Consider the following 22365-nt stretch of genomic DNA (forward strand, 5'->3'; position numbering starts at 1 on the left):
CAAGTCCGCGCCGATCTGGTGTCCATGACCGTGGTCTATGGACCGAGCTGCGACCGGGATTACTACTGCGGGTAGTGAATTCGGGGCGTGAACGATGTCACACGATGACGACGCGCTCGATGTGACTATCGCCTCGGAATCGAATTACCGCGGTTCATAGTCCTAGGCTATCGACTGTGCAGTTGCAGCAGTTGTCGTACTTTCTGGCCGTGGCGCAGGCAAAGCACTTCACCCGGGCCGCCGACGCGCTCGGCGTCGCCCAGCCCTCACTGTCCAAGCAGATCCGGGTGCTGGAGACCGAACTCGGCGCGGAGCTGTTCAGCCGGGCGCGCGGCAATATCACCCTGACCGCGGCCGGTGAGGCACTGCTCCCGCTGGCCAATCGGATTCTCGCCGATGTGGACACCGCACGGCTCGAGGTGCAGGAGCTGGCGGGACTGCGCCGCGGCCGGGTCCGGCTCGGGGCGACGCCCTCGCTGTGTTCCGGACTGCTGGCCGACGCCCTGCGCCGCTACCACGACGCGTACCCGGGGATCCGGCTGCTGGTGGAGGAGAGCGGCTCGCGCGACCTGGTGCGCCAATTGACCAGGGGCGAACTGGATCTGGCCGTGGTGATCCTGCCGCTGGCCGAGGACACCCCGCTGGCCACCACTCCGATCCTCCGCGAGGACCTGGTGGTCGCCGCCCGGATCGGCGACACGGCGCTGCCGAATCGCCCGCGGCTGCGCGTCACCGATCTGCGGGACCGGCCGCTGGTGATGTTCCGGCAGGGCTATGACCTGCGCGAGGCGACGATCGGCGCGTGCCGGCAGGCCGGGTTCGAACCGCGGTTCGCCGTCGAGGGCGGCGAGATGGACGCCGTCCTGCGGTTCGTGGAGGTCGGCCTCGGGGTGGCGGTGGTCCCGAGCACGGTGCTGGCCGGACGGCCTGGGCTGCAAGGGATTCCGCTCTCGGGCGACGGCGCGGCGCACGGTCTGCACCGTACCGTCGCGCTCGCTCATCGCAAGGATGTCGCCCCGACGCATGCCGCCGGGGCGTTCCGCGCCACGCTGGAGGGTTTCCTCCGCGAGGCGGCGACCGATGACAGCCTGCCGGCCGGCGTCGAGTCGCTGGTGCCGGGCTAGCCGACCAGGGTGTCCCGCAGTCGCTGCAGCTCGGAGTCCGAAAGACCCTGGGCGAGCAGCCATGTCGCGGCCCCGCCGTGGTCGGCGTGCAGGTTCCCCAGGAAGCCGAGCATGACCTCCGGGGAGACGGCGAGAATGCCGGTGTTGGTCTGCGGCAGGCCCTCGTAGGACGGCAGGGCGTCGAGCCGGTCGCGGACCTGCTGGATGCGCTCGTTGGTGAGGGCGTAATCGTGGGCGATCGCCTCCGCGGGCACCCCGACCGCGTCGAGCAAGATCGCGGCCAGCACGCCGGTGCGGTCTTTGCCCGCGGCGCAATGGAACAGCAGCGACTGTCGTTCCGGATCGATGATGAGGCGCACCGCCGCCACGATGTGCTCACCGCTGCCACCGAGCAGCTGACCGTAGAGCTCGGTCAGGTCCACGCGGGTCTTGTCGGGAACCAGATCCCTTGCGGCCAGCGAGGATCGGGGCGACTTGCGGATCGGCAGGCCGGCGATCCGCACGCCGGGAGCGTCGCCGATCAGGCCATAGCCCTCCCGCTCCACCTCGTCGGGCAGGCGCAGGTCGATCACCGTGCGCAGGCCCAGCTGCTCGGTCAGCAGCGACAGGTCGTCGCGGGTGGCCTGCTGCAGCGTGGACGAGCGCAGGACGATGCCGAAACGGGTGGTGCCACCGCCGGCCACCGGGAGCCCGCCCAGGTCGCGCACATTGTCGATCTGGGCGAAGTCGATCCAGCGGGCGGGCACGGAATCAGTGGGCACGGCCGGCCGCCGCCTCTTCCGCGCGGGTCAGTCCGCACAGGCCGATCAGGTCTTCGTGCAGCTCGAACCAGACGGTGTGATAGCTGTCCATGATGGGCCGGGCCACATAGGTGTGGTCGCCCTCGCCGATGCGCTCGACAGCGCGGTCGAGACGGTCCAGGTAGCGGTCCAGGCGCGGAGCCAGCTCGCCCAGGCGGCCGATGAGCGAGCGCAGTCGCTGGTGGGTGTCGCTGAGCCGGCCCAGCACCGAGGCGTCGTATTCGGCGTCGGCGTGGTCGTTGACGGTGGCCGGGTCCTTCATCTGCCAGTCGGTGATGATGACCTTGAGGTCGGCGTTGAAGACGCAGAACTCGTCGTAGGCGGCGGTAATGGCGGCAGCGTCGACGGTCTCGCGCTCCTCGGCCAGCAGCTGCTCCAGGCGCGGACGGCCCTCGGGAGTGATGCGGAAACCGGCCGGGGTGGTGACGCAGTAGCCCGCGGTCACCAAATCCGCACAGCAGGAGGCGATCTCGGCAACGTCGGCGAACAGGCTGGCGGCCAGATTGTCGGCATTCACCCGGCCCTTGATGCCGACGAGCCGCAGCACGGCCAGCTCGGTGACGGGAGCGTTCACGGAATCCTCTTCCTGCTCGGCGTTCTCGGATGTGGCAGCACGGGTTTCGAGCCGCTCGGCCAGCTGCTCGCCGTCCACGCCCGCCCACTGGGCGAGCTGACGGACATCGTCGAGGACGGCCTGCTCGACCGGCTTGGCGACGACCTCGCCCGGCAGCACCAGACCGGCGCCACCGTCGACGGTGACCGACTTGCCGGTCAGCGCGGCGACCACGCCCGGACCGCAGCCGACCACGCACGGACGGCCCAGTTCCCGGCTGACCAGCGCGGCATGCGAGGTGGTGCCGCCCAGTTCGGTGACGATGGCGCGCGCGGCGATCATGCCGTGCAAATCGTCGGGGCTGGTGGTGGGGCGCACCAGGATGACGTCCTCGCCGGCCTCGGCACGCGCCTCGGCCTCGTCGGGATCGGTCACCACGACACCGGAAGCCAGTCCGGGACAGGCGGATTCGCCGCGGGCGAGCGGCTCCTGACCGCCGGTGTCACCGGAGGCCGGGCGCAGCACCTCGCGCACCTGATCGGGGGTCACCCGGTCCAGGCCCTCGTCGGCGCTGATCAGCCCCTCCTCGACCATGGCGACCGCGGCGCGCACCGCGGCCCGCGCCGAACGCTTGGCCGGACGCGACTGCAGCAGCCACAGGGCGCCGGACTCGACGGTGAACTCGATGTCCTGCAGATCACGGCCGTCGCGCTCGAGCAACTGAGCGGCGGCGATCAGGGTCTCGTGCACCGCGGGCTGGGTGGCGGCCAGCTCGTCGAGCGGGCGCGGGGTCAGGCGGCCGGACACCACGTCCTCGCCCTGCCCGCCGACCAGCCACTCGCCGTACACGGGGCCGTCGCCGGTATTGGGGTTACGGCTGAAAAGCACACCGGTGCCAGACAGTTCGTCGAGATTGCCGAACACCATGGCCTGCACGGTGACCGCGGTGCCCAGGGTGTCGAGCACGCCGCGGTTGGCGCGATAGGTCTTGGCGCGCGCGGAATCCCAGGACCGGAACACGGCCTCGATGGCGCCGCGCAGCTGGTCCCACGGGTCGGCCGGGACCACGCCGTCCGCGTCACCGAGCACGGTCTCGCGGTACTGGTGCACGAAGCGCTGACGGGTGTCCTGCGCGTACTCCGGGTTGCGGGTCTCGGCGGCCAGCGCCTGCTGCACCGCGTCGGTCATGCCGAGGTTCAGGACGGTGTCCATCATGCCGGGCATGGAGATGGCCGCGCCCGAACGCACCGACACCAGCAGCGGGCGCTGCGCCGATCCGAAGCGACGGCCGGTGCCGCGCTCGATCATGGCGATGCCGTCGAGCACCTGCGCCCAGATCTCGTCGGCGATCGCACCGCGGCGGGTGTAGTCGGCCCAGCCATCGGTCGTGATCACGAAGGCGGGCGGCACCGGCAGGCCGAGGGCCCGCATGTGGTCGATGCTCCACGCCTTGCCGCCGATCTTCTCCCGCGACAGTCCGCACGCGCCGTCGAGTTCGACAACGGTCGCGCCCGCCGCAAGATCCAATCGCTGCGCAAGCTCCGTTCCGGCCGTCATGTCACTCCTTCGAGGTCCTGGATTCATTCGCACTCCAGCGCTCCGCCGCTGCTCGAGCGGCCTGCCGGGCAATATCCCGTCCCCCCACGGGACCACTACAACGAGCGTGCCGGGTGACCCCCCGCACACCCAAGTCCCATCCCGATCACCGGAACACCCGTCCCGGGCACCCTTGTCCAGCGGAAGCGTCCAAAGGTTCGCGGCGCGGCTCGTTCTGGACCGAGTGGAGCGGAGGAGCGCGAGGAGGGAAGAACGAGAGCTTCAGCGCCGCGAACCTGCCCGGAGCGAAGCGGAGGGCAATCAGACACGGCACGCCCGGTCAGCGGGATGGCACTTCGAAAATGGGCTGGCGGGCGCGGGGGTTGGGGCAGGATGGGCGGATGGATCGGCGGCACTCGGTGGTCAGCTCCGCGGTCGAGCCCGTGACGACCATTCCGGCGCTGGTGGCGGATCGCGCGCGACGGTATCCCGACGCAGTGGCCATTGCCGGACCGGCCGGGCGGATGACGTTCGGTGAGCTCGCCGAGGAGGTCGCCGCGGTGACCCGGGCCGCCATGGCGTCCGGCCTCGAACCCGGTGACCGGGTGGGCATGTGGGCCCCCAACAGCGTGCGCTGGATCGTGACCGCCCTCGGAATGCTCGGCGCGGGTACGACTCTGGTGCCGATCAGCACCCGGCTACGCGGCGCGGAGACCGCGGAAGTCCTGTCCCGCAGCCACGCCAAGGCGGTGTGCACGGTCCAGGAGTTCCTGGGTGCGGATTATCCGGCCATGCTGGCCGAATCCGGCCGTCCCCTACCGGATCTGGAACATCTCATCCTGCTCGACGACGCCCGCGGGGAGAACGCGCCCGGCTGGGACATCAGCTCGTGGGAGGGATTCCTGGCCCCCGGCACCGTGATCGAGCCGCAGTCCGCGGTCGAGCGCGCCGCGCAGGTGGATCCGGAATCGGTGTCCGACATCCTGTTCACCTCCGGCACTACCGGCGCGCCCAAGGGCGTGCTCGCCACGCACCGGCAGACCCTCGAGGTGTTCGCGCAGTGGGCCGACGCGGTGACGCTGCGCCCACGCGATCGGTATCTGCTGGTCAATCCGTTCTCGCACACTTTCGGGTACAAGGCCGGCATCCTGGCCTGCCTGCTGCGCACCGCCACCATGATCCCGATGGAGCGCTTCGACACCGCCCGGGCGCTGCACCTCATCGAGAGCGAGCGGATCACCGTGCTGGCCGGGCCGCCAACGCTTTTCACCGATCTGCTGGCTGCCGATCACGACAATTACATGCTCGGCTCGCTGCGGCTGGCCGGCACGGGCGGGGCGACCGTCCCCACCGAACTGGTGCGGCGCATTCGCGACGATCTGCGCGTCCCCTTCGTGTTCACCGCGTACGGCCTCACCGAATCCATCGGCGTCGTCTCCATCTGCCCGCCCGACGCCCCCACCGAACTGGTCGCGGGCACGGTCGGAAAGCCCTTGTCCGGCAGTGAGATCCGGATCCTCGACCGCGACGGCAAATCGGTGGGACCGGGCGAACCCGGGGAGGTCACCGTCAAGGGCCCGAACGTCATGCTCGGCTACCTCGACGATCCCGAGGCCACCACCGCCGCCATCGACGCGGACGGGTTCCTGCACACCGGCGATGTCGGCACCCTCGACGCGGACGGCTACCTGCGCATCACCGACCGGCTCAAGGACATGTTCATCGTCGGCGGCTTCAACGCCTACCCCGCCGAGATCGAGGGAGTGCTGTTGCAGCACCCGGATATTCGCGAGGTCGCGGTGATCGGCGTCCCGGACGAGCGACTCGGCGAGGTCGGCCGCGCTGTCGTGGTGCCCGCCGCCGGGGCGGCGGCCGATCCGGCCGGACTCATCGAGTGGTCGCGGTCGCGGCTGGCGGGCTACAAGGTGCCGCGGGAGATCGTCTTCGCCGACGACCTCCCGCGCAACGCGGGCGGCAAGGTGCTCAAACAGCAGCTGCGCGACCCGCTCTGATCGGTTCGGCGCGCGCTCAGTTCCCGAGCACCGGGCCGTCGGCCCAGCGATACAGGTGCGCGATCGCCGGCTCCGCGACGTCGAACCAGCGATCCACGTGCGTCCAGTGGTAGGGGTGCAGTAGATAGCCGCCGTTGAGACCGTCGGGATCGGCGAACTCCTGCTCCCAGACGTGCGTCCAGCGGTTATGGCCGGGCACCCGGCTCAGCGACCAGGACCGGATGGCCGGAATGTGCGAGGGCATGGCCATCAGGTCGGCTTCAAAACGCGCCACCGTGTCCGGGGCCGTGCCGTGCCGCAACGTCACCAGCAGGGTGCGTTTGATGCGGCGTGCCGAATCCAGCCGGGCCGACCGGGTGTTGACCGGGGCCAGCGGCACCACGTCGGCGTAGGCGGGCAGTCCCGGCAGGACCGTCGCGGGGGCCGAATCGGCGACCAGATCCCAGACCGCGCCGAGTCCGCCGGTGCTGCCGGGCAGGTCGACGCCGGCCGAGCAGTGCGTGACGCCGGGCGTCGCGGTCGCCGCCGCGGCCTGGGCGGCGAGCCGGTCACCGGCGTCGTCCCCGGCGGGTGGGGCGGTGAGAATCACCCAGCGGCTCATGGGAGTTCCTCCTGTACCGCCAGCACGTGGCGCTCCCGCGTCAGCGCGATCGCGTCGGTGTCCGACCAGAACGCCGAGACGGCGGGATCGGCGGCGTCCGCGCCCCGCATCCCGTAGAACTCGTAGATGCCGGGCAGTTCCCAGATGATCTGCACGGCAACCGAATCCGCGCCGGTGTGCTCGCAAAGCACCTGCGGCGAGCGCAGGCCGCGCGCGGTGGCGCCGGGCAGATACTCGCTGCGCCAGCGGCTCAGCCAGCCCTCGGCGCGGTCGGCGGGCAGAACGACACGATCCATGACACGGACTGGGGTTGCGGGTTTCACAGTTTCGCACGCTGCGGCAGACGGCGCTTCGGCAATCGTGCGGTCAGGGGCGCGGGCGGCAGGCGTGTTCGGCCAACTCACTCTTCCTCGGTCCGTGTCCCGGTGCGGAACGCACCGGGACACGGGAGCCCAGAGAGTGGGGTCAGATCTCCTTGCGCATCTGCGCGGTCAGCGGCTTCATGTAGCCCGAGCCGAGCAGCCGGCGCATGAGGTTCATGGCCTTGGCGTCCTTGCCGATCAGGATGAGCGGCTTGTTCTTCCGGATGCCGTTGACGATGGTCTTGGCGCAGTCCTCGGGGCTGGTCTGAGCCAGGCGGTCGAAGTTGGCGGCCAGGTCGTCGCGGTCGCGGGTGGCGGCAGCCCGTGCCTTCCAGGCGATCTCGGTCTTGATCATGCCGGGGTGGATGCTGGAGACGCCCACGTTGTAGCCGGCGATGATCATCTCCTGGCGCAATGCGTCGCTGATGGCGTGCATGGCGTACTTGGAGGAGCTGTAGCCGCCCTGGCTGGGGCAGGCCACCAGGCCGAACATGCTGGAGACATTGGCGATATGGCCGTCACCGGAGGCGATCACGTGCGGCAGGAAAGCCTTCACGCCGTGCAGGGTGCCCCAGTAGTTGATGCCGAAGATCCACTCCAGATCCTCCCAGGAGACTTCCTCGATATTGGCGGTCAGCGAGACGCCGGCGTTATTGACAACCATATTGACCTTGCCGAAATCGGCCACCACGTCGTCGGCGTGCGCGTAGACGGCGGCGCGGTCGGTCACGTCCAGCTGGTAGGCGCGGGCCTTGGCGCCCTCCTTCTCGCACAGCGCCGCAGTCTCGGCGACATTGTCGAGATTGCGCCCCGACAGCGCCAGCTGCGCTCCGTTGCGGGCCAGCTCGAGGGCCAGGGCCCGGCCGATGCCCGCTCCCGCACCGGTGATCACAGCGACTTTGCCGTGGAAGTCCTTCATGGGTGTTTCCTTGTCTCGCTTCGCGATTACTCTCGCGGGTTTCTCAGGGGCATCCCCTGAGAACCCCGACGAGTCTGGGTGGCCGGAGCCTTACTGGGTGGTGAAGCCGCCGTCGGCGATGAATTCCGCGCCGGTGCTGTAGGAGGAGTCGTCGGAGATGAGGAACAGCACCATGTTGGCGAGTTCCTCCGGGGTGGCCGGGCGCGCGATGGGCTGATTGGCCGCGATATTCGCCGACCGCTCGGAAGCCGCGACCATCTCGGTGGCGACGATGCCCGGGTGCACGGAGTTGACGCGGACATTGTCGGCCGCGAATTCCTGTGCGGCCGTTTTGCTCATGCCGCGCACGGCCCACTTGGAGGCCACGTAGCCGAGGATGTTCGAGTAGCCGATCAGGCCGCCGGTCGAGGAGATGTTCACGATGGAACCGGCCCCGGCCCGGCGCATGGAGCCGATGACGGCCTTCATGCCCAGGAACACGCCGACCTGGTTGACGTCGATCACCTTGCGGTAGTCGGCCTCCGAGAGCTGCTCGATCGGGTCCACGTGCACGATGCCGGCATTGTTGACCAGGCCCGAGATCGGCCCGAAGGCCGCCTCGGTCTGCGCGACCACGTCGTTCCAGGCCGCCTCGTCGGTGACGTCGAGCGGGAGAAACCTTGCGGCGTCACCGATTTCGGTGGCGACAGCCTGCCCGGCCGCGGTGAGCACGTCGGCGATCACGACCTTCGCGCCCTCCGCCGCGAGCTTGCGGGCGAAGGCCGCCCCCATGCCGCGCGCGCCGCCGGTGACGATGACGACCTTCGAATCAACCCGTCCCATGTCAGTTCTCCTGCGCTGCTGCGGATTCCGCGTCGGCCAGGTGGTTGGCCGCGATGTAGCCGAACACCATGGCGGGTCCGATGGTGGCGCCCGCGCCGGCGTAGTCGTTGCCCATGACGGCGGCGGAGTTGTTGCCCGCCGCGTACAGGCCCTGGATGACCTCGCCCTGGTCGTTCAGCACGCGGGCGTGCTCGTCGGTGACCAGGCCGCCCTTGGTGCCCAGGTCGCCCGGCACCATCTCGACCGCGTAGAACGGGCCGCGCTCGAGCGGGGCCAGGGTCGGGTTGGGCTTGACGGTCGGGTCGCCGTAGTAGCGGTCGTAGGCCGAGTCGCCGCGCTGGAAGTCCTCGTCGCGTCCATTGCGCGCGAAGACGTTGAAGCGCTCCACGGTGGCGGCCAGCTTGTTCGCCGGAATGCCCAGCTGGTCGGCCAGCTCGGCCAGGGTGTCGGCCTGCTTGATGATGCCGGCGTCGAAGTACTTCTGGGGCAGCGGCCGCTTGGGGAAGTTGCCCAGGAACAGGTACCGGTCGCGGAATTTCTGGTCGAAGATGAAGTGCGCCGGAATGCTGCCCGGCACCTTCTTCTCCTCCTCGTACATGGTGTGCACGACGTTCACGTACGGCGCGGACTCGTTGACGAAGCGGTCGCCCTTGGCATTGACCACGATCGCGCCGGGCTGCGAGCGTTCGGCGAGCATGAAGAACGGCGGGCCGTCGGGGTTGCGCACGGACGGACCCCACCAGGCGTCGTCCATGAGATCCACTGCGGCACCGGCCTTCTGGCCCGCCACGATGCCCTCGCCGACGTTCTCGGTCGCGCCCACGGTCCAGCCGGTGTTCTGCGGCCCGTCGATGTACTGCTTGCGCATCTCCAGGTTGTGCTCGAAGCCGCCCGCGGCCAGCACCACGCCGCGCCGGGCCTTGATGGTGACCTGCCGGCCCTCGTGCTCGGCGCGGACGCCGACCACCGTGCCGCCTTCGATGACCAGGTCGGTGAGCGGCGTGTTCAGCCACACCGGCACGCCCGCGTCCCGCAGCGACAGCCACAGCCGGGCGGCCAGCGCCTTGCCCAGGCTGAGCGGCTTGGCGCCCTTGATCATATTGAGCGCGGTCTGCGCACCGACCTTCATGGCGGTCTTCTTGCCGGCCCAGGTGCGGGCGATCATGTTCAGGTCGTGGAAGTCCTTGACCGTGATGGCGATGCCCTTGGGCGCGGACATGGTCGGCCGGTTGATCTTGTCCAGATCCGCGCCGAGCAGGCGTCCGTCGATCGGCTTGGGCTCGATGCTGCGGCCCTGCGCCAGACCGCCCGGGAACTCCGGGTGGTAGTCGGAGTAGCCGCGGTCGTAGGCGAACGCCCAGTGCTTGGAGCGAGCCCCGAGGTAGCGGAACATCTCCGGGCCCTGCTCCAGGAAGGCGCGCTGCTTGGCTTCCGGAACCCGGTCGCCGACAACGGCTTTCAGGTAGGTGCGGGCCATCTCCGGGCTGTCCGGCACACCCTCGGCCTGCAGCACCGGGTTGTTCGGCACCCAGATGCCGCCGCCCGAACGCGCGGTGGACCCGCCGAACAGGCTGCTCTTCTCGATCAGGGTGACCGACAGCCCCCGGTAGGCGGCGGTCAGCGCGGCGGTCATGCCCGCCGCACCCGAACCCACCACGACGACGTCGAATTCGAATTCCATGAATCTCGTTCCTTAGTAGCCGCAGCTGGTCAGCATGCCGCCGTCGACGACGAACTCGCCTCCGGTGCAATAGCTCGAGGCATCCGAGGCCAGGAACAACGCCACCTCGGAGACCTCGACCGGCTGACCCCAGCGCGGAATGGGCAATTCGGAGAAGAAGGTGTTGCCGTCCACCCCGGACGCGCCCGCCACGGACGCGGTCATGGGGGTGGCGATGCCGCCGGGATGAATCGAGTTCACCCGGATACCCGAGTGCCCCAGTTCCCGGGCGGCGGACTTGGTGAGACCGCGCAGCGCGAATTTGCTCGCGCTGTAGGCGGAGAGACCGGCCGCACCGACAAAGCCCTCGACCGAGGAGACGTTCACGATGGACCCGCCGCCGGCGCTGGTGAGCACGGGCGCGGCCGTCTTGATGCCGAGGAAAGCGCCCGTGACGTTGATGTTCATGATCAGGTTGAACTCGTCGAGGCTCATGTCCACGATGCGCTGGAACCGCAGGATGCCGGCATTGTTGATCAGCACATCCAGCTTGCCGAACGTGGTGGTGGCCTCGGAAACGACTGCCTGCCAGTCGCTTTCGCTGGTGATGTCGTGGTGCACATAGTGGACGGCGTCGCCCAGCTCGGCGGCCAGGGCCTTGCCCTCGTCGTCCAGCACGTCACCGAACACGACCCGCGCGCCCTCGGCCACGAAGCGGCGCACATGCTCCGCTCCCATGCCCCGGGCGCCCCCGGTCACCAGCGCTACCCTGCCGTCCAGCTGTCCCACCGAATCCGTCCCTTCCTCTGCTCGTCAACCGACGCTAAGTCCGGATGCGGAACCCCGGCACGATGTGGTCCCGGCCACTGAGACAGACCCATGACCTGAGGCTATGGGTGCAGTTGTATTCCGGTTAGGCATAAGCGCCCGGACGGGTGGGAAGGCATCGCGGCAAGGAGCTCCGGATGAAGTTCTCGATGATCTTCGAGGCGCAGATGACCGATCCCACCGCCGCGCACGAGGCCCAGGTGCTGCGCGACTGTGTCGAACAGGCCGTGCTGGCCGACCGGGTCGGCTTCGACGCGGTGTGGGCGGTCGAGCATCACGGGCTCAAGTGGTACGCCCACATGAGCGCGCCGGAGATCTTCCTGACCTGGGTGGCCGCGCAGACCTCGCGGGTCCGCATCGGGCACGGCGTCGTCTGCATGCCGTTCGGATTCAATCATCCGGTTCGCACGGCCGAACGCGCCGCCATGCTCGACGTGCTCTCCGGTGGCCGCCTGAACCTGGGCGCGGGCCGCGGCGCGACCACCGTCGAAACCTCCATGTGCGGAGTCGATCCCGACCGCACCTACCAGGAGGTCGAGGAATCGCTGCGCGTGATCGCGGCCGCCTGGCAGGACCCCGAGGGCGAATTCGAGTACCACGGTGAGCTTCTCGACATCGACCCCCACCATCTGCTGCCACGCCCGGTGCAGCGGCCGCATCCGCCGCTTTTCATGGCGTGCACCAGGAAGGACACGCTGAAGCTGGCCGCCGACTACGGAATCGGCGCGCTGGTCCTGGGTTTCGCGGGCATCGAGGAGATCGCCGAACTGCGCGGCATCTACGACCGGGCCATCGCGGACCGCACCGGCGAGCGGTTCGTCTCCACCGTCGTCAACGATCACTTCGCGGCACTGTGCCCGACCATCGTCCTCGACGACCGGGAGAAGGCGCAGCAGATCGGCGCGCGCGGCCAGCGGTTCTTCGCCCAGTCCATCAAGTACTACTACGGCGCGGGCCCGGTCCCCGACGAGGCCGTCGACCCGGGCGTCGACGAGATCGCCAAGATGCGGCAGGTCGCCGACGAGCACGTCGCCTATCTGCACGAGGCCAGGATCCCGGTGAAGACCGGATCCACCGCCATCTTCAACACCGAGCACGCCTACGGCACCGCCGACGACGCCATCGCCTACGTCGAGCGCCTCCAGCAGGCCGGGGCCGACGAGATCCTGTGCCTGATCCAGATGGGCACCGTCCCCCAGGAAGCGTGCCTGGAAACCATCGGCCAGTGGGGCGAGAAGGTCATCCCCCACTTCCGTGACAAGTAGCCGAACACAAGTAGATGACAGAGAAAGAAGTCGAAATGGCTGATCTGACAGGCAAAGTCGCCCTGATCACCGGCGCCGCGCGCGGCCAGGGCGCCGCCGAGGCGCGACTGTTCGTCGAGCGCGGCGCGAAGGTGGTCATCACCGACGTGCTCGAGACCGAGGGCAAGGAACTCGCCGAATCCCTCGGCGACGCCGCGCGTTTCGCGCGCCACGACGTCACCGACGCCGACAGCTGGGACGCCGCGGTCAAGGTCGCCGTCGACACCTTCGGCAAGCTCGACGTGCTGGTCAACAACGCGGCCATCTACATCATGAAGCCGCTCACCGAGACCACCGCCGAAGAGCTGGAACGCATCCTGAAGGTCAACCTGATCGGCGCCTTCCACGGCATCAAGGCCGTGCTGCCCACCATGACCGCGGCCGGCGGCGGCTCCATCGTGAACATCTCCTCGCAGGCCGGGCTCGAGGGCCTGATGAACCACAGCGCCTACGGCTCCTCCAAGTGGGGCCTGCGCGGCCTGTCCAAGATCGCCGCCCTGGAGCTGGGCCCGGCCCAGATCCGGGTCAACTCGGTGCATCCCGGCCCGATCGCCACTCCGATGGTGCCCTACCTGACCACCGGCCCGGGCAGCTTCCCGACCCTGCCGCTGGAACGCACCGGCCTGCCCGAGGAGGTGGCCGAACTGGTCGCGTTCCTGGCCTCCGACGCCTCCGCCTACATCACCGGCGCCGAGGTGACCGTCGACGGCGGTCTCGCCGCGGGCAAGTTCATCCCGCGGAACATGCAGTAAGACAGCGCGATCCAGGAAGGCCCGCAATGACCCTCTCCCCCGAATGGCAGACCTTCGTCGACGCCGCCACCGCGGTGTTCCCGGCGCTGGGCACCGAGGTGTTCGACGCCGCCGAAGCGCGGGCCTTCCTGGCCACCCGCCCCGCCGCCCCCGTCGAACCGATTCCCGTTGCGGGAGTGGAGGAATGGCTGGTGCCGGGGCCCGTGAACGCGCCGGAGATCCCGGTGCGCCTCTACCGGCCGCTGGACGCCGAACCCGTTCCGGCCGTGGTGGTCTTCTACCACGGCGGCGGATTCGTGCTGTGCGGCCTGGACTCTCACGATCGCTTCTGCCGCACCATGGCCAATGAGGCCGGGGTCATCGTGGTCTCGGTCGACTACCGCCGCGCCCCCGACGCCCGCTTCCCCGCGGCGGCCGACGATGCCTACGCCGTGCTGCGCTGGGTCGCCGACCATGCCGAATCCCTGGGCGGGGATCCCGATCGCGTCGCGGTCGCGGGAGACAGCGCGGGCGGCAACCTCGCCACCGTCGCCGCCCTCACCGCCCGCGACAACGGCGGACCCGATGTCGCCTTCCAACTGCTCATGTACCCGATGCTGGACCCGGCCTGCGATCGCCCGTCGCACACCGACAATGCCGAGGGCTACTTCACCACCGCGGCGCACATCCGGTGGTACTGGTCGCAGTACCTGTTCTCGGACACCGACAAGAACGACCCCTACGCCAACCCCACCATCGCCGACCTGACCGGGCTCCCGCCCGCGCACATCGCCACGGCCGAGTTCGACCCGCTGCGCGACGAGGGCGAGGCGTACGGACAGCGGTTGCGCGAAGCCGGCGTCGAGACCGAAATCCACCGCTGGAACGGCACCGTACACGGGTTCATGTCGATGGCCTTCCACCTTAGAGAAACCCAGCGCGCCAATACGACCGCGTTCACCGCGCTGCGCCGGGCGCTGGCCAGAACACCCGTGGTCCGAACGTTCCCGAGGCCGGGCCCGACCGGTTAGCATCACCTGCGTTCACATATTTGAAACGTCAGGAATTCGCTTGCCGGTCGCACGCCTCCACGCCTCGACGAACACCGCCCGATTCGTCACGGGGACAGCCGCTCTCACCGCGGCCATGACCCTCACAGCGGCCCTGGCAGGATCCGCCGCCGCCGCACCCCAATCCTTCGGCACGCTCGCCCTGTCGCGGCTGAAGAACACCGCGGTCGCCGATCTCGGCGCCAACAAGGTCACCGCCGACGCCGCCGCCATCCGCGACTGCGCCAGCTACGACTGCGAGATCGTGCTCCGCTTCACCGGCGGCTGCGCCGCGATCGCCCAGGGCGCGGACGGCGCCTGGGGCTGGGCCCAGGGAGCGAGCCTCGACGAGGCCGAACAGAGCGCCGTGAACGGGCTCGGCCAGAGCGCTCCCCCGTTCCCCGACCTGGGCAGCGCGCAGCCCCGCGCCGCCCACGTCGTCACCAGCGTCTGCACCGAAAGCGCGCAGTAGCAACGGATTTCGAGGCGCGCCGAGGCTCAGTGCGGGTACTGAGCCTCGTAGGCCGCGCGCTCGGCGGCCCGGCGGGCAGCGCGGGCCGGACTCTCCAGATCCGCCGGGAACCCGTGCTTCACCAGCCGGTGCGCCCGGTTCATCGGCATATAGGCCACGATGTAGAACAGCGCCAGCAGCAGGCCCAGCGCGACCACCGCCAGCCGCAGCCACAGCTCGCCCGGGAGCAGGAACGCCAGCGCGAACAACGGGACCAGCGGCACCAGCTGCCGCACGATGTGCCGCGGCACCGCCCACGATCCGGTCAGATCGTTGCGCACCCACTCGTGCAGCTCCTCGGGCAGCACGCGCCCCCACGAGTAACCGAGCCACTGAACAGGGTTGGGGCGCTTCATTTCCGGTTTCCCTTCTTCGATCCGGCCTGCTCGCCGTCTGCCGTGACCGACCGCCGCGCCGCCGCGTTCACCCGATTGAGGACATCACGCAGCTCCTCGAGATCCGCGAGACTCACCCCCAGCCGCGCCACCACCGCCGGCGGGATGTTCTCCGCCTCGTTGCGCAGTTCCCGCCCGGCCTCGGTCAGATCCACCACCAGGTTGCGTTCGTCGTGGGCGTCACGGCGGCGGGTGATGAGCCCCGCGGTCTCCAGCCGCTTCAGCAGTGGCGAGAGCGTGGGCGAGTCGAGTTGGATGGCCTCACCGATGTCCTTGACCGACATCGGCGCCTCACCCCACAGCGCCAGCATCACCAGATACTGGGGGTGAGTCAGACCCATGGGCTCGAGCAGCGGCCGATACACCGCCAGCACCGCCCGATTGGCCACCGCCAGCGCGAAACACACCTGCCGGTCCAGCCGCAGCGGGTCGTCGACCTCCAACTCCACCTCCACCGCTCAGCCCTCCTCGCTCGTCTTGGTTAGCGCAATAATAGTTAATGCACTAACTGTTAGTCGACGACCGGATGGGTAATAGGGGTCACACCTCGGCCTGCATCGCCTGCCGCATGGTCAGGATCCGGCCGGTGTCCATGTAGTCGCGAAAGAGCGTGACCAGGCCGTTCTGCACGCGAATCACATTGACGGAGCTGCGGACCCAGGCCCGCGACTGCCCGGGGCGGGTGATGTCGATATCAACCTCGGTGATGAAGAGCTCCGGATCGGCGGTCTCGTGAACGACCGGCCGGATGCCGTGCAGCTCCAGGCTCGGCATGCCGGACCACCGGGACGCCAAGTACTCCCGGATCGCCTCCCGCCCTTCGATCCGGGTGGGCTCGCCGGGGATCGGGAACGGGATCTCGAACACGGCCTCCGGATCGAACCGCGCGATGAAGCGCTCGGCATCGCGCGAGGGCAGGCTCTGAAACAGCTGTTCGACAAGGTCACGGGGGGTTTCGACGGAAGTGGACACGACTGCCTCCAAAAACGGAACGTTGGACCCGGTTAATATTCGGGGCGCTCGCCCCGCTTGTCAATGGATGGGTAGGCTGTCGGAGTGACGGATCGACCCCTGCGCGCCGACGCGCGCCGCAATCGCGAGCGGGTGCTGGCCGCCGCCCAGGAAGCCTTTGCCGCCGAAGGACTTTCGGTACCCCTCGACGAGATCGCCCGGCGGGCCGGCGTCGGCGCGGGCACCGTGTACCGCCATTTCCCCACCAAGGAAGCGCTTTTCGAAGCCGCCATCCTGGATCAGGTCGAGAAGATCACCGCCCATGCCCGCGCACTGACCAGCGCCGACGATGCCGGGACGGCCTTCTTCGAATTCCTGGAGAAACTCGTTCTGCAGGGCGGCGTCAAGCGCGACCTCGCGGACGCGCTGCGCGCCAACGGCGGCGAATACCCGCGCACGACCTCACGCGACCTCGAAGCGGCGCTCGGGACGCTGCTCACCCGCGCCCAGCAGGCGGGCGCGGTCCGCCCCGACATCAGCGTCGGCGATCTGCTCACCATGATCAAGGGCATCTTCCTCGCCGCCCACGACACGGGCGCGACCCCGGGACTGCGCGAACGCACCTTCGCCGTCATCGCCGACGGATTGCGCGCGACCCACTGACCCGCCGGGACCCGGTTGGCGAAGTCGGTTCACGACGCCGGGTGGGCCATCTTCCTCCGCCTGCTGCAGGACACGGCCCAGCGGTACGGCCGGAACTTCGCAAAGCGCATTCCACGATCGGGATATGAACGCCGCCGAGAACATTCACGCCGCGCCGGACGGGCGGAGTGGCTGAACGCCCGTGCAGGGACCGTAGGTCATTCCGTCCAGCGGAAAGCGAGTCCCAGTGAAACAGGAACCCGCCAAGAGCGCCCGGGCCGGCGCTGGTAGGAATCACCGGCCTTCAGGCCTGAGCGGACGTCGATTCAAGGACATCGATCACGGAGACCGCCGGATAAATGCGGTGCACCCGGATGGGAAGTGGACCTACCGTGGACGGCAGTCAACAGGAAGGAAAGTCCCATGTTTCCCGTCGAGCTGCGCGGTACTCGGGCGCAGACACTCATGTGGGCCCACGAGCACGAGGTCGAACCGGCCGCGCTGCAGCAGCTGCGCAATATCGCGCAACTGGAATGGGTGTACGGGGTGCGGGTCATGCCGGACGTGCATCTGGGCAAGGGGGCGACGGTCGGCTCGGTCATCGCCATGAAGGACGCGGTCGCGCCCGCGGCGGTCGGCGTGGACATCGGCTGCGGGATGGAGGCCGTGCTCACCTCGCTGACCGCGGCCGACCTGCCCGACAACCTGCACTCGCTGCGGTCGCGGATCGAGGCGGCGGTGCCGGTCGGCTTCGCGGCGCACGACGACCCGGTCAATGTGAACCGGTTGAACGCGCAGGTCTTCGGGCAGCGTGCCGCGGGCACCACGCTGCGGGCGGGGTGGGAGCGCTTCTGGAAGGGCTTCGATGCGCTGGATTCGGGCGTGCACGCGCGGGAGTCCAAGGCGCACAAGCAGATGGGCACCCTGGGCGGCGGCAACCACTTCGTAGAGGTCTGCCTCGACACCGAGCAGCGCGTGTGGATCCTGCTGCACTCCGGAAGCCGCAATATCGGCAAGGAACTCGCCGAGCGGCACATGGCCGTGGCTCGCACACTGCCGCACAATGTGGATCTGCCGGACCGCGACCTGGCGGTATTCCTTTCCGGGACACCGGAAATGGACGCTTACCGACGCGACCTGACCTGGGCGCAGGAGTACGCGGCGCGCAACCGGGCCGTCATGCTCGCCCTGGTCTGCAAGGCCGTGCGCGACGAATTCGACGGTCAGGACCTGCGATTCGACGAACCCATCTCGTGCCACCACAACTACGTGGCCGAGGAGGTCATCGACGGGATGCCTATGCTGGTCACCCGCAAGGGCGCGGTGCGCGCCGGCGCGGGCGATCTGGCGCTGATCCCGGGATCGATGGGCACCCGCTCGTATGTGGTGCGGGGCAAGGGAAATCCGGCCTCGTTCCAGTCCGCGTCACACGGCGCGGGACGCCGGATGAGCCGCAATGCGGCCAAGCGGCAGTTCACCGTGGCCGACCTGGTCGCGCAGACCGAGGGCGTGGAGTCCCGCAAGGACGCCGGGGTGATCGACGAGATCCCCGCGGCCTACAAGGACATCGACCAGGTCATCGCGGCCCAGTCGGACCTGGTCGATATCGTCGCCACGCTGCGGCAGGTGCTGTGTGTGAAGGGGTGAGCCGGTCAGCGGCGACGGAAGGTCGCCGCCGCACCCGCACCCACCAGCAGGATGCCCACGATGAGCGGGAATCCCGTTTGCAGCCACTGGAACAGCGCGATGTGCATGTCGTCGGACACCGGCAGATCGCCGATCAGGCGGAAGGTGTCGTCCGGGAAGATGAAATGGATGATCCCGGGCAGCACCCCCCACACCAGACCGGCGATGATGGTGCCCGCCGGCGAGTAGGCGGCCAGGGCCGCCACCAGCAGGAACACTACCGCCGCCGCGAGAATCTCGAAGGTGGAGCCGACCCGGTCGGCGAAGTCGCCGAGGATCGTCCACTGCCTGGTCCCGGCCGCGCCGCGAGCGGCGAGGGCAATGCCGACGGGGGTCAGGATCAACCCCATCAGCGCGCCGGACACCGTCCGCGAAACACCGCCACTACTGCGAAACTCTGCTCCCGGCGGAGACCACCCCGCGGGCGACGGAAACTTCTCCGGCATCTGCGTCTCCCTGCGCACCCCCGGACGCCCTTCGTGCCCGGAACCCTATTGTGCGTCCGGGCACGGGATTCCGCGCGATCTTGACCGGTCCGCAATCAAGGCGCTGTTCAGCAGTGTTTTACAGGGCGAAAGCGTGTCCGGTTGGGAGTATTTGCACGATTGGCTCCGGGGCGAGATCGGCTGCGGCGGCACGGAAGTGCTCGGCGGCCTCCCGGTCCCCCTTGGTCATGACGCGGTCACCCAGGGGGCCGCTGGAGAAGGCGTAGTGGATCGGGACGGCCACGCGCGGGCGCAGGGTCCGGGTCAGATCGGCGGCCTCGACCGCGTCCATCACCACCTGCTTGTTCAGGGCCGGGCGGATACGCAGGCCGTTGACCGGGAGCAGGGCCAGATCCAATTCCGGGAAGCGCCGGGCGATTTCGTCCAGTTCGGCGATGCGCAGGGTGTCCGCGCCGAAGAAGACACTGTGACCGTCGGCGCGCAGCACGAACGTCAACTCCGGAATACCGTGGCTTGCCGGGGCGGCCGTGACCTCGACCGGGCCGAGATGGGTGCGCTGCCAGGGCGCGAGCTCGAAGATCTCGACGGCCAGGAAGCGCTGTCCCTGCGCGCCGTCGCCCGCGCCGCCGGAGTCGCCCCGCAGAGCGTCTACCTGCAATTCGCCGACAAACGGGAGCTGCTGACGGCCGTGTACCGCTCCGCTTCGGCGAGCTCCGCGAGGCGCTGCTGACAGCCCTCGCCCCGCTCCCCGAAACGGCGGCCGCCGAACGCCTTTCGGCCCTGTGTCATGCCTTCGTCGACTACGGCATCGCCAATCCCGGCCACTATCGTGTGCTCTTCGGCACCGCCGGAACTCCGGGGTGGGAGCCCACCGCGGGGCAGCTCCCGGGCCTGCCGACCGCCCAACTCCTCGTCGACACCGCGGCCGCCGCCGGGAGCCCGGACCCCGAGGCGACCGCTCAATGTCTCTGGGCGGGCATGCACGGCCTCATCACCCTCCGCCAGGACCGCCCCAGCTTCCCCTGGCTCCCCCTCGACCGCCTGGTCGACACCCTGGTCGACGCCCACCTGGCCGCCGGGCGCTGATCGGGGCCCGACCCGGCGACAACGCAGGTCGCCCGCGCGGGCGGCGTGCGAGGGGGTGCGAAGTCGGCCGGAAATCCGGGCGGCGGGCAGGTGGTGTCGGTGCGGTGGGGCACGATGGAGCGCGTGACCTCGACCGACCCCGCCACCTCGCCCGGCACCGACCCTTCGGCCCCGGCGGCGACCGGCACGTCCCGGCCGTCACCCGATACCACCGACGTTCACGCGGCGGCCTCGGAGCCGGCTCGCGCGAGCGGCCTGCGGCAGGACGCCGAGTCACTGCTGCGGGAGCTGGCCGGGCCGCGGGCGCGGCTGCGGGAGGATCAGTGGGTCGCGATCGAGGCGCTGGTGGTGCAGCGGCGGCGAGCGCTGGTGGTGCAGCGGACCGGGTGGGGCAAGTCCGCGGTGTACTTCATTTCCGCGAAGCTGCTGCGGGCGCAGGGGCGGGGGCCGACGGTGATCGTGTCGCCGCTGCTGGCCCTGATGCGCAACCAGGTCGCTGCGGCCGAGCGCGCGGGAGTCGTTGCGGCGACGATCAATTCGGGCAATGTCACCGAGTGGGACGAGATCCACGCACGAGTGGCGGCCGGGGATGTCGACGTGCTGCTGGTCAGCCCGGAACGCTTGAACAATCCGGACTTCCGCGATTCGGTACTGCCCAAGCTGGCCGCCGACGCGGGACTCGTGGTGATCGACGAGGCGCACTGCGTATCCGACTGGGGTCACGACTTCCGGCCGGACTACCGGCGCATCCGGACGCTCATCGCCGATCTCGGATCCGCGGTGCCGGTGCTGGCCACCACGGCCACCGCCAATGACCGGGTGGTGACCGATGTGGCGACCCAGATCGGTACGGACACACTGGTATTGCGCGGCAGCCTCGACCGGGAGTCACTGCACCTGTCGGTCGTGCGCATCCCCGACGCGGTCCAGCGCACGGCGTGGCTCAGCCGGCGGCTGCACGAACTGCCCGGCTCCGGCATCGTGTACACGCTCACCGTGGCCGCCGCCCACGATCTCGCCGACGTCCTGAACTCACACGGGCACCACGTCGCCGCCTACACCGGCCAGACCGATCCCACCGAACGCGAGGCGCTCGAGGCGGCGCTGCTGAACAACGAGGTGAAGGCGCTCATCGCCACCTCGGCGCTCGGAATGGGTTTCGACAAACCGGATCTCGGGTTCGTGGTGCACCTGGGCGCGCCCTCCTCTCCCATCTCCTACTACCAGCAGGTGGGCCGCGCCGGTCGCGGCACCGAACGGGCCGAGGTGGTGCTGCTGCCCGGCCACGAGGACCGCCAGATCTGGAGCTACTTCGCGTCCGTGGCCTTCCCGCGCGAGCACATCGTGCGCTCCGTGCTCGCCGCCCTCGACACCGAACGGCCGCTGTCCACCGCCGCCCTGGAACCATTGGTGGAACTCAACCGCTCCCGCCTCGAGATGGTCCTCAAGGTCCTCGATGTGGACGGTGCGGTGCGCCGGGTGCGCGGCGGCTGGCTGGGCACCGGTCAGCCCTGGGCCTACGACACCGAACGCTACGAGCGGCTCAGCGTGGCCCGCGAGACCGAACAGCAGGCCATGATCGACTACGAGTCGACCGCCGAGTGCCGGATGACGTTCCTGCGCAGGCAACTCGACGATCCCGGGCTGGCGCCGGACGCCCGCTGCGGCCGCTGCGACAACTGCACCGGCACCCGCCCGGACACCGCCGTCGACGCCACCGACCTGGCCGAGATCCGCACCCGCCTGGACCGCCCCGGCATCGACCTCGCACCCCGCAAGCAATGGCCCACGGGTCTGGCCAAACTCGGAATCCCCCTGTCCGGCAAGATCTCCGACGGCCCCGAGACCGGCCGCGTGCTGGGCCGCCTCAGCGATCTCGGCTGGGGCCAGCGCCTGCGCCCCCTCCTCGACGGCCCCGACGCCGCGGTCCCCGACGAGGTCTTCCGCGCCTGCACCATCGTGCTGCGCGAATGGAACTGGGCCCAGCGCCCCACCGCCGTGATGGCTCTCGGCTCGGGCCCTCGCCCGACCCTGACCCGCTCGCTGGCCGCCCGCCTCGCCGAGATCGGCCGCCTCCGCGACCTCGGCGTCCTGCACCTACGCCCCGACCTCCCGCCGATCTCGGCCGTCAACTCGGCGCACCGGGTCGCGGCCCTCCACAATGCCTGGGAGACACCCGATCTCAGCACGGTCGCCGGCGAGCGCCGGGAGGCGGAGCGCATCCTGCTGGTCGACGCCCTGACCGACACCGGCTGGACCTTCACCATGGCCGCCCGCACCCTGCGCGCCGCGGGCGCCGCGGCCGTCCTTCCCTTCGCGCTGGCCACCCCGTCCTGAACGCCGCGTT

General features: G+C 69.5%; 24 protein-coding genes. 11 read left to right on the forward strand and 13 right to left on the reverse strand.

The window, feature by feature from the left end; all coding sequences use genetic code 11:
• Positions 1-176: 176 nt before the first annotated feature.
• On the forward strand, positions 177-1124 hold the full coding sequence (locus ON33_RS18445; protein ID WP_040860173.1) for a LysR family transcriptional regulator: 948 nt from the start codon (positions 177-179) through the stop codon (positions 1122-1124).
• Here ON33_RS18445 and ON33_RS18450 read toward each other — a convergent pair.
• Together ON33_RS18450 and ON33_RS42795 are read right to left on the reverse strand one after the other, a co-directional pair.
• On the reverse strand, positions 1121-1885 hold the full coding sequence (locus ON33_RS18450; RefSeq protein WP_083869072.1) for a tyrosine-protein phosphatase: 765 nt from the start codon (positions 1883-1885) through the stop codon (positions 1121-1123). The two genes, ON33_RS18445 and ON33_RS18450, sit on opposite strands and share 4 nt — an antisense overlap.
• Positions 1875-4034, reverse strand: coding sequence for a pyruvate, phosphate dikinase (locus ON33_RS42795; protein WP_051152435.1), 2160 nt, complete (start codon positions 4032-4034; stop codon positions 1875-1877). The genes ON33_RS18450 and ON33_RS42795 overlap by 11 nt, the downstream gene beginning before the upstream one ends.
• Before the next feature lie 380 nt (positions 4035-4414).
• Here ON33_RS42795 and ON33_RS18460 point away from each other — a divergent pair, with 380 nt between their 5' ends.
• On the forward strand, positions 4415-6025 hold the full coding sequence (locus ON33_RS18460) for a FadD3 family acyl-CoA ligase (protein ID WP_051152523.1): 1611 nt from the start codon (positions 4415-4417) through the stop codon (positions 6023-6025).
• 16 nt (positions 6026-6041) lie between these two features.
• Here the strand turns inward: ON33_RS18460 and ON33_RS38330 are convergent, their stop codons facing one another.
• The 6 genes from ON33_RS38330 to ON33_RS18490 form a co-directional block, all read right to left on the reverse strand.
• Positions 6042-6626, reverse strand: a complete 585-nt coding sequence (locus tag ON33_RS38330) for a Dabb family protein (protein ID WP_051152436.1) — start codon at positions 6624-6626, stop codon at positions 6042-6044.
• Positions 6623-6922, reverse strand: a complete 300-nt coding sequence (locus ON33_RS18470) for a hypothetical protein (protein ID WP_040860175.1) — start codon at positions 6920-6922, stop codon at positions 6623-6625. Before ON33_RS18470 ends, ON33_RS38330 begins: the two co-directional genes overlap by 4 nt.
• A 169-nt stretch (positions 6923-7091) precedes the next feature.
• The gene (locus ON33_RS18475; RefSeq protein WP_040860176.1) at positions 7092-7907 is read right to left on the reverse strand and encodes an SDR family NAD(P)-dependent oxidoreductase; all 816 of its coding nucleotides are present in this window, start codon (positions 7905-7907) and stop codon (positions 7092-7094) included.
• Between the two features lie 90 nt (positions 7908-7997).
• On the reverse strand, positions 7998-8729 hold the full coding sequence (locus ON33_RS18480; RefSeq protein WP_040860177.1) for a glucose 1-dehydrogenase: 732 nt from the start codon (positions 8727-8729) through the stop codon (positions 7998-8000).
• 1 nt (position 8730) lies between these two features.
• Positions 8731-10410, reverse strand: coding sequence for a 3-oxosteroid 1-dehydrogenase (kstD, locus tag ON33_RS18485; RefSeq protein WP_040860178.1), 1680 nt, complete (start codon positions 10408-10410; stop codon positions 8731-8733).
• Positions 10411-10422: 12 nt separating this feature from the next.
• A complete protein-coding gene (locus tag ON33_RS18490) occupies positions 10423-11178 on the reverse strand; it encodes a glucose 1-dehydrogenase (RefSeq protein WP_040860179.1) in 756 nt (251 codons plus the stop codon).
• A 176-nt stretch (positions 11179-11354) separates the two neighbouring features.
• Here ON33_RS18490 and ON33_RS18495 point away from each other — a divergent pair, with 176 nt between their 5' ends.
• From ON33_RS18495 to ON33_RS18510, 4 genes are read left to right on the forward strand one after another with little or no spacing between them, the layout of a single operon-like run.
• A complete protein-coding gene (locus ON33_RS18495) occupies positions 11355-12482 on the forward strand; it encodes an LLM class flavin-dependent oxidoreductase (protein ID WP_040860180.1) in 1128 nt (375 codons plus the stop codon).
• Positions 12483-12517: 35 nt separating this feature from the next.
• Positions 12518-13273, forward strand: coding sequence for an SDR family NAD(P)-dependent oxidoreductase (locus ON33_RS18500; RefSeq protein ID WP_040860181.1), 756 nt, complete (start codon positions 12518-12520; stop codon positions 13271-13273).
• A gap of 26 nt (positions 13274-13299) precedes the next feature.
• The gene (lipP1, locus tag ON33_RS18505; RefSeq protein WP_063711025.1) at positions 13300-14283 is read left to right on the forward strand and encodes a LipP1 family hormone-sensitive lipase; all 984 of its coding nucleotides are present in this window, start codon (positions 13300-13302) and stop codon (positions 14281-14283) included.
• A 40-nt stretch (positions 14284-14323) separates the two neighbouring features.
• Entirely contained in the window at positions 14324-14773 is a 450-nt protein-coding gene (locus ON33_RS18510; RefSeq protein ID WP_051152437.1) for a DUF4189 domain-containing protein, read from the forward strand.
• A 26-nt stretch (positions 14774-14799) separates the two neighbouring features.
• On the opposite strand, the gene ON33_RS18515 is transcribed toward ON33_RS18510, so the two are convergent.
• The 3 genes from ON33_RS18515 to ON33_RS38335 form a co-directional block, all read right to left on the reverse strand.
• Positions 14800-15168, reverse strand: a complete 369-nt coding sequence (locus ON33_RS18515; protein ID WP_040860182.1) for a DUF5313 family protein — start codon at positions 15166-15168, stop codon at positions 14800-14802.
• Positions 15165-15662, reverse strand: a complete 498-nt coding sequence (locus ON33_RS18520) for a MarR family winged helix-turn-helix transcriptional regulator (protein WP_040860183.1) — start codon at positions 15660-15662, stop codon at positions 15165-15167. The genes ON33_RS18515 and ON33_RS18520 overlap by 4 nt, the downstream gene beginning before the upstream one ends.
• A gap of 85 nt (positions 15663-15747) precedes the next feature.
• The gene (locus ON33_RS38335) at positions 15748-16179 is read right to left on the reverse strand and encodes a nuclear transport factor 2 family protein (RefSeq protein WP_157184594.1); all 432 of its coding nucleotides are present in this window, start codon (positions 16177-16179) and stop codon (positions 15748-15750) included.
• An 84-nt stretch (positions 16180-16263) separates the two neighbouring features.
• Between ON33_RS38335 and ON33_RS18530 the strand changes: the two genes are divergently transcribed.
• Together ON33_RS18530 and ON33_RS18535 are read left to right on the forward strand one after the other, a co-directional pair.
• Entirely contained in the window at positions 16264-16821 is a 558-nt protein-coding gene (locus ON33_RS18530; RefSeq protein WP_040860184.1) for a TetR/AcrR family transcriptional regulator, read from the forward strand.
• A 402-nt stretch (positions 16822-17223) separates the two neighbouring features.
• On the forward strand, positions 17224-18447 hold the full coding sequence (locus ON33_RS18535; protein WP_040860185.1) for an RtcB family protein: 1224 nt from the start codon (positions 17224-17226) through the stop codon (positions 18445-18447).
• 5 nt (positions 18448-18452) lie between these two features.
• On the opposite strand, the gene ON33_RS18540 is transcribed toward ON33_RS18535, so the two are convergent.
• Entirely contained in the window at positions 18453-18932 is a 480-nt protein-coding gene (locus tag ON33_RS18540) for a hypothetical protein (RefSeq protein ID WP_040860186.1), read from the reverse strand.
• 118 nt (positions 18933-19050) lie between these two features.
• A complete protein-coding gene (locus ON33_RS18545; protein ID WP_051152439.1) occupies positions 19051-19590 on the reverse strand; it encodes an MBL fold metallo-hydrolase in 540 nt (179 codons plus the stop codon).
• Between ON33_RS18545 and ON33_RS43430 the strand changes: the two genes are divergently transcribed.
• The 3 genes from ON33_RS43430 (at position 19537) to ON33_RS18555 (ending at position 22355) form a co-directional block, all read left to right on the forward strand.
• Positions 19537-19662 carry a TetR family transcriptional regulator gene (locus tag ON33_RS43430; protein ID WP_245550611.1) on the forward strand — a complete coding sequence of 42 codons (126 nt, stop codon included), beginning with the start codon at positions 19537-19539 and terminating at the stop codon, positions 19660-19662. The two genes, ON33_RS18545 and ON33_RS43430, sit on opposite strands and share 54 nt — an antisense overlap.
• A 50-nt stretch (positions 19663-19712) precedes the next feature.
• Positions 19713-20018 (forward strand): TetR-like C-terminal domain-containing protein, encoded by a 306-nt coding sequence (locus ON33_RS43435; RefSeq protein WP_281033226.1) that lies wholly within the window; start codon positions 19713-19715, stop codon positions 20016-20018.
• 114 nt (positions 20019-20132) lie between these two features.
• Positions 20133-22355 (forward strand): RecQ family ATP-dependent DNA helicase, encoded by a 2223-nt coding sequence (locus tag ON33_RS18555; RefSeq protein WP_083869128.1) that lies wholly within the window; start codon positions 20133-20135, stop codon positions 22353-22355.
• The last annotated feature ends 10 nt before the right edge of the window (positions 22356-22365 follow it).

Source organism: Nocardia niigatensis NBRC 100131 (assembly GCF_000308655.1).
Lineage (GTDB): Bacteria > Actinomycetota > Actinomycetes > Mycobacteriales > Mycobacteriaceae > Nocardia > Nocardia niigatensis.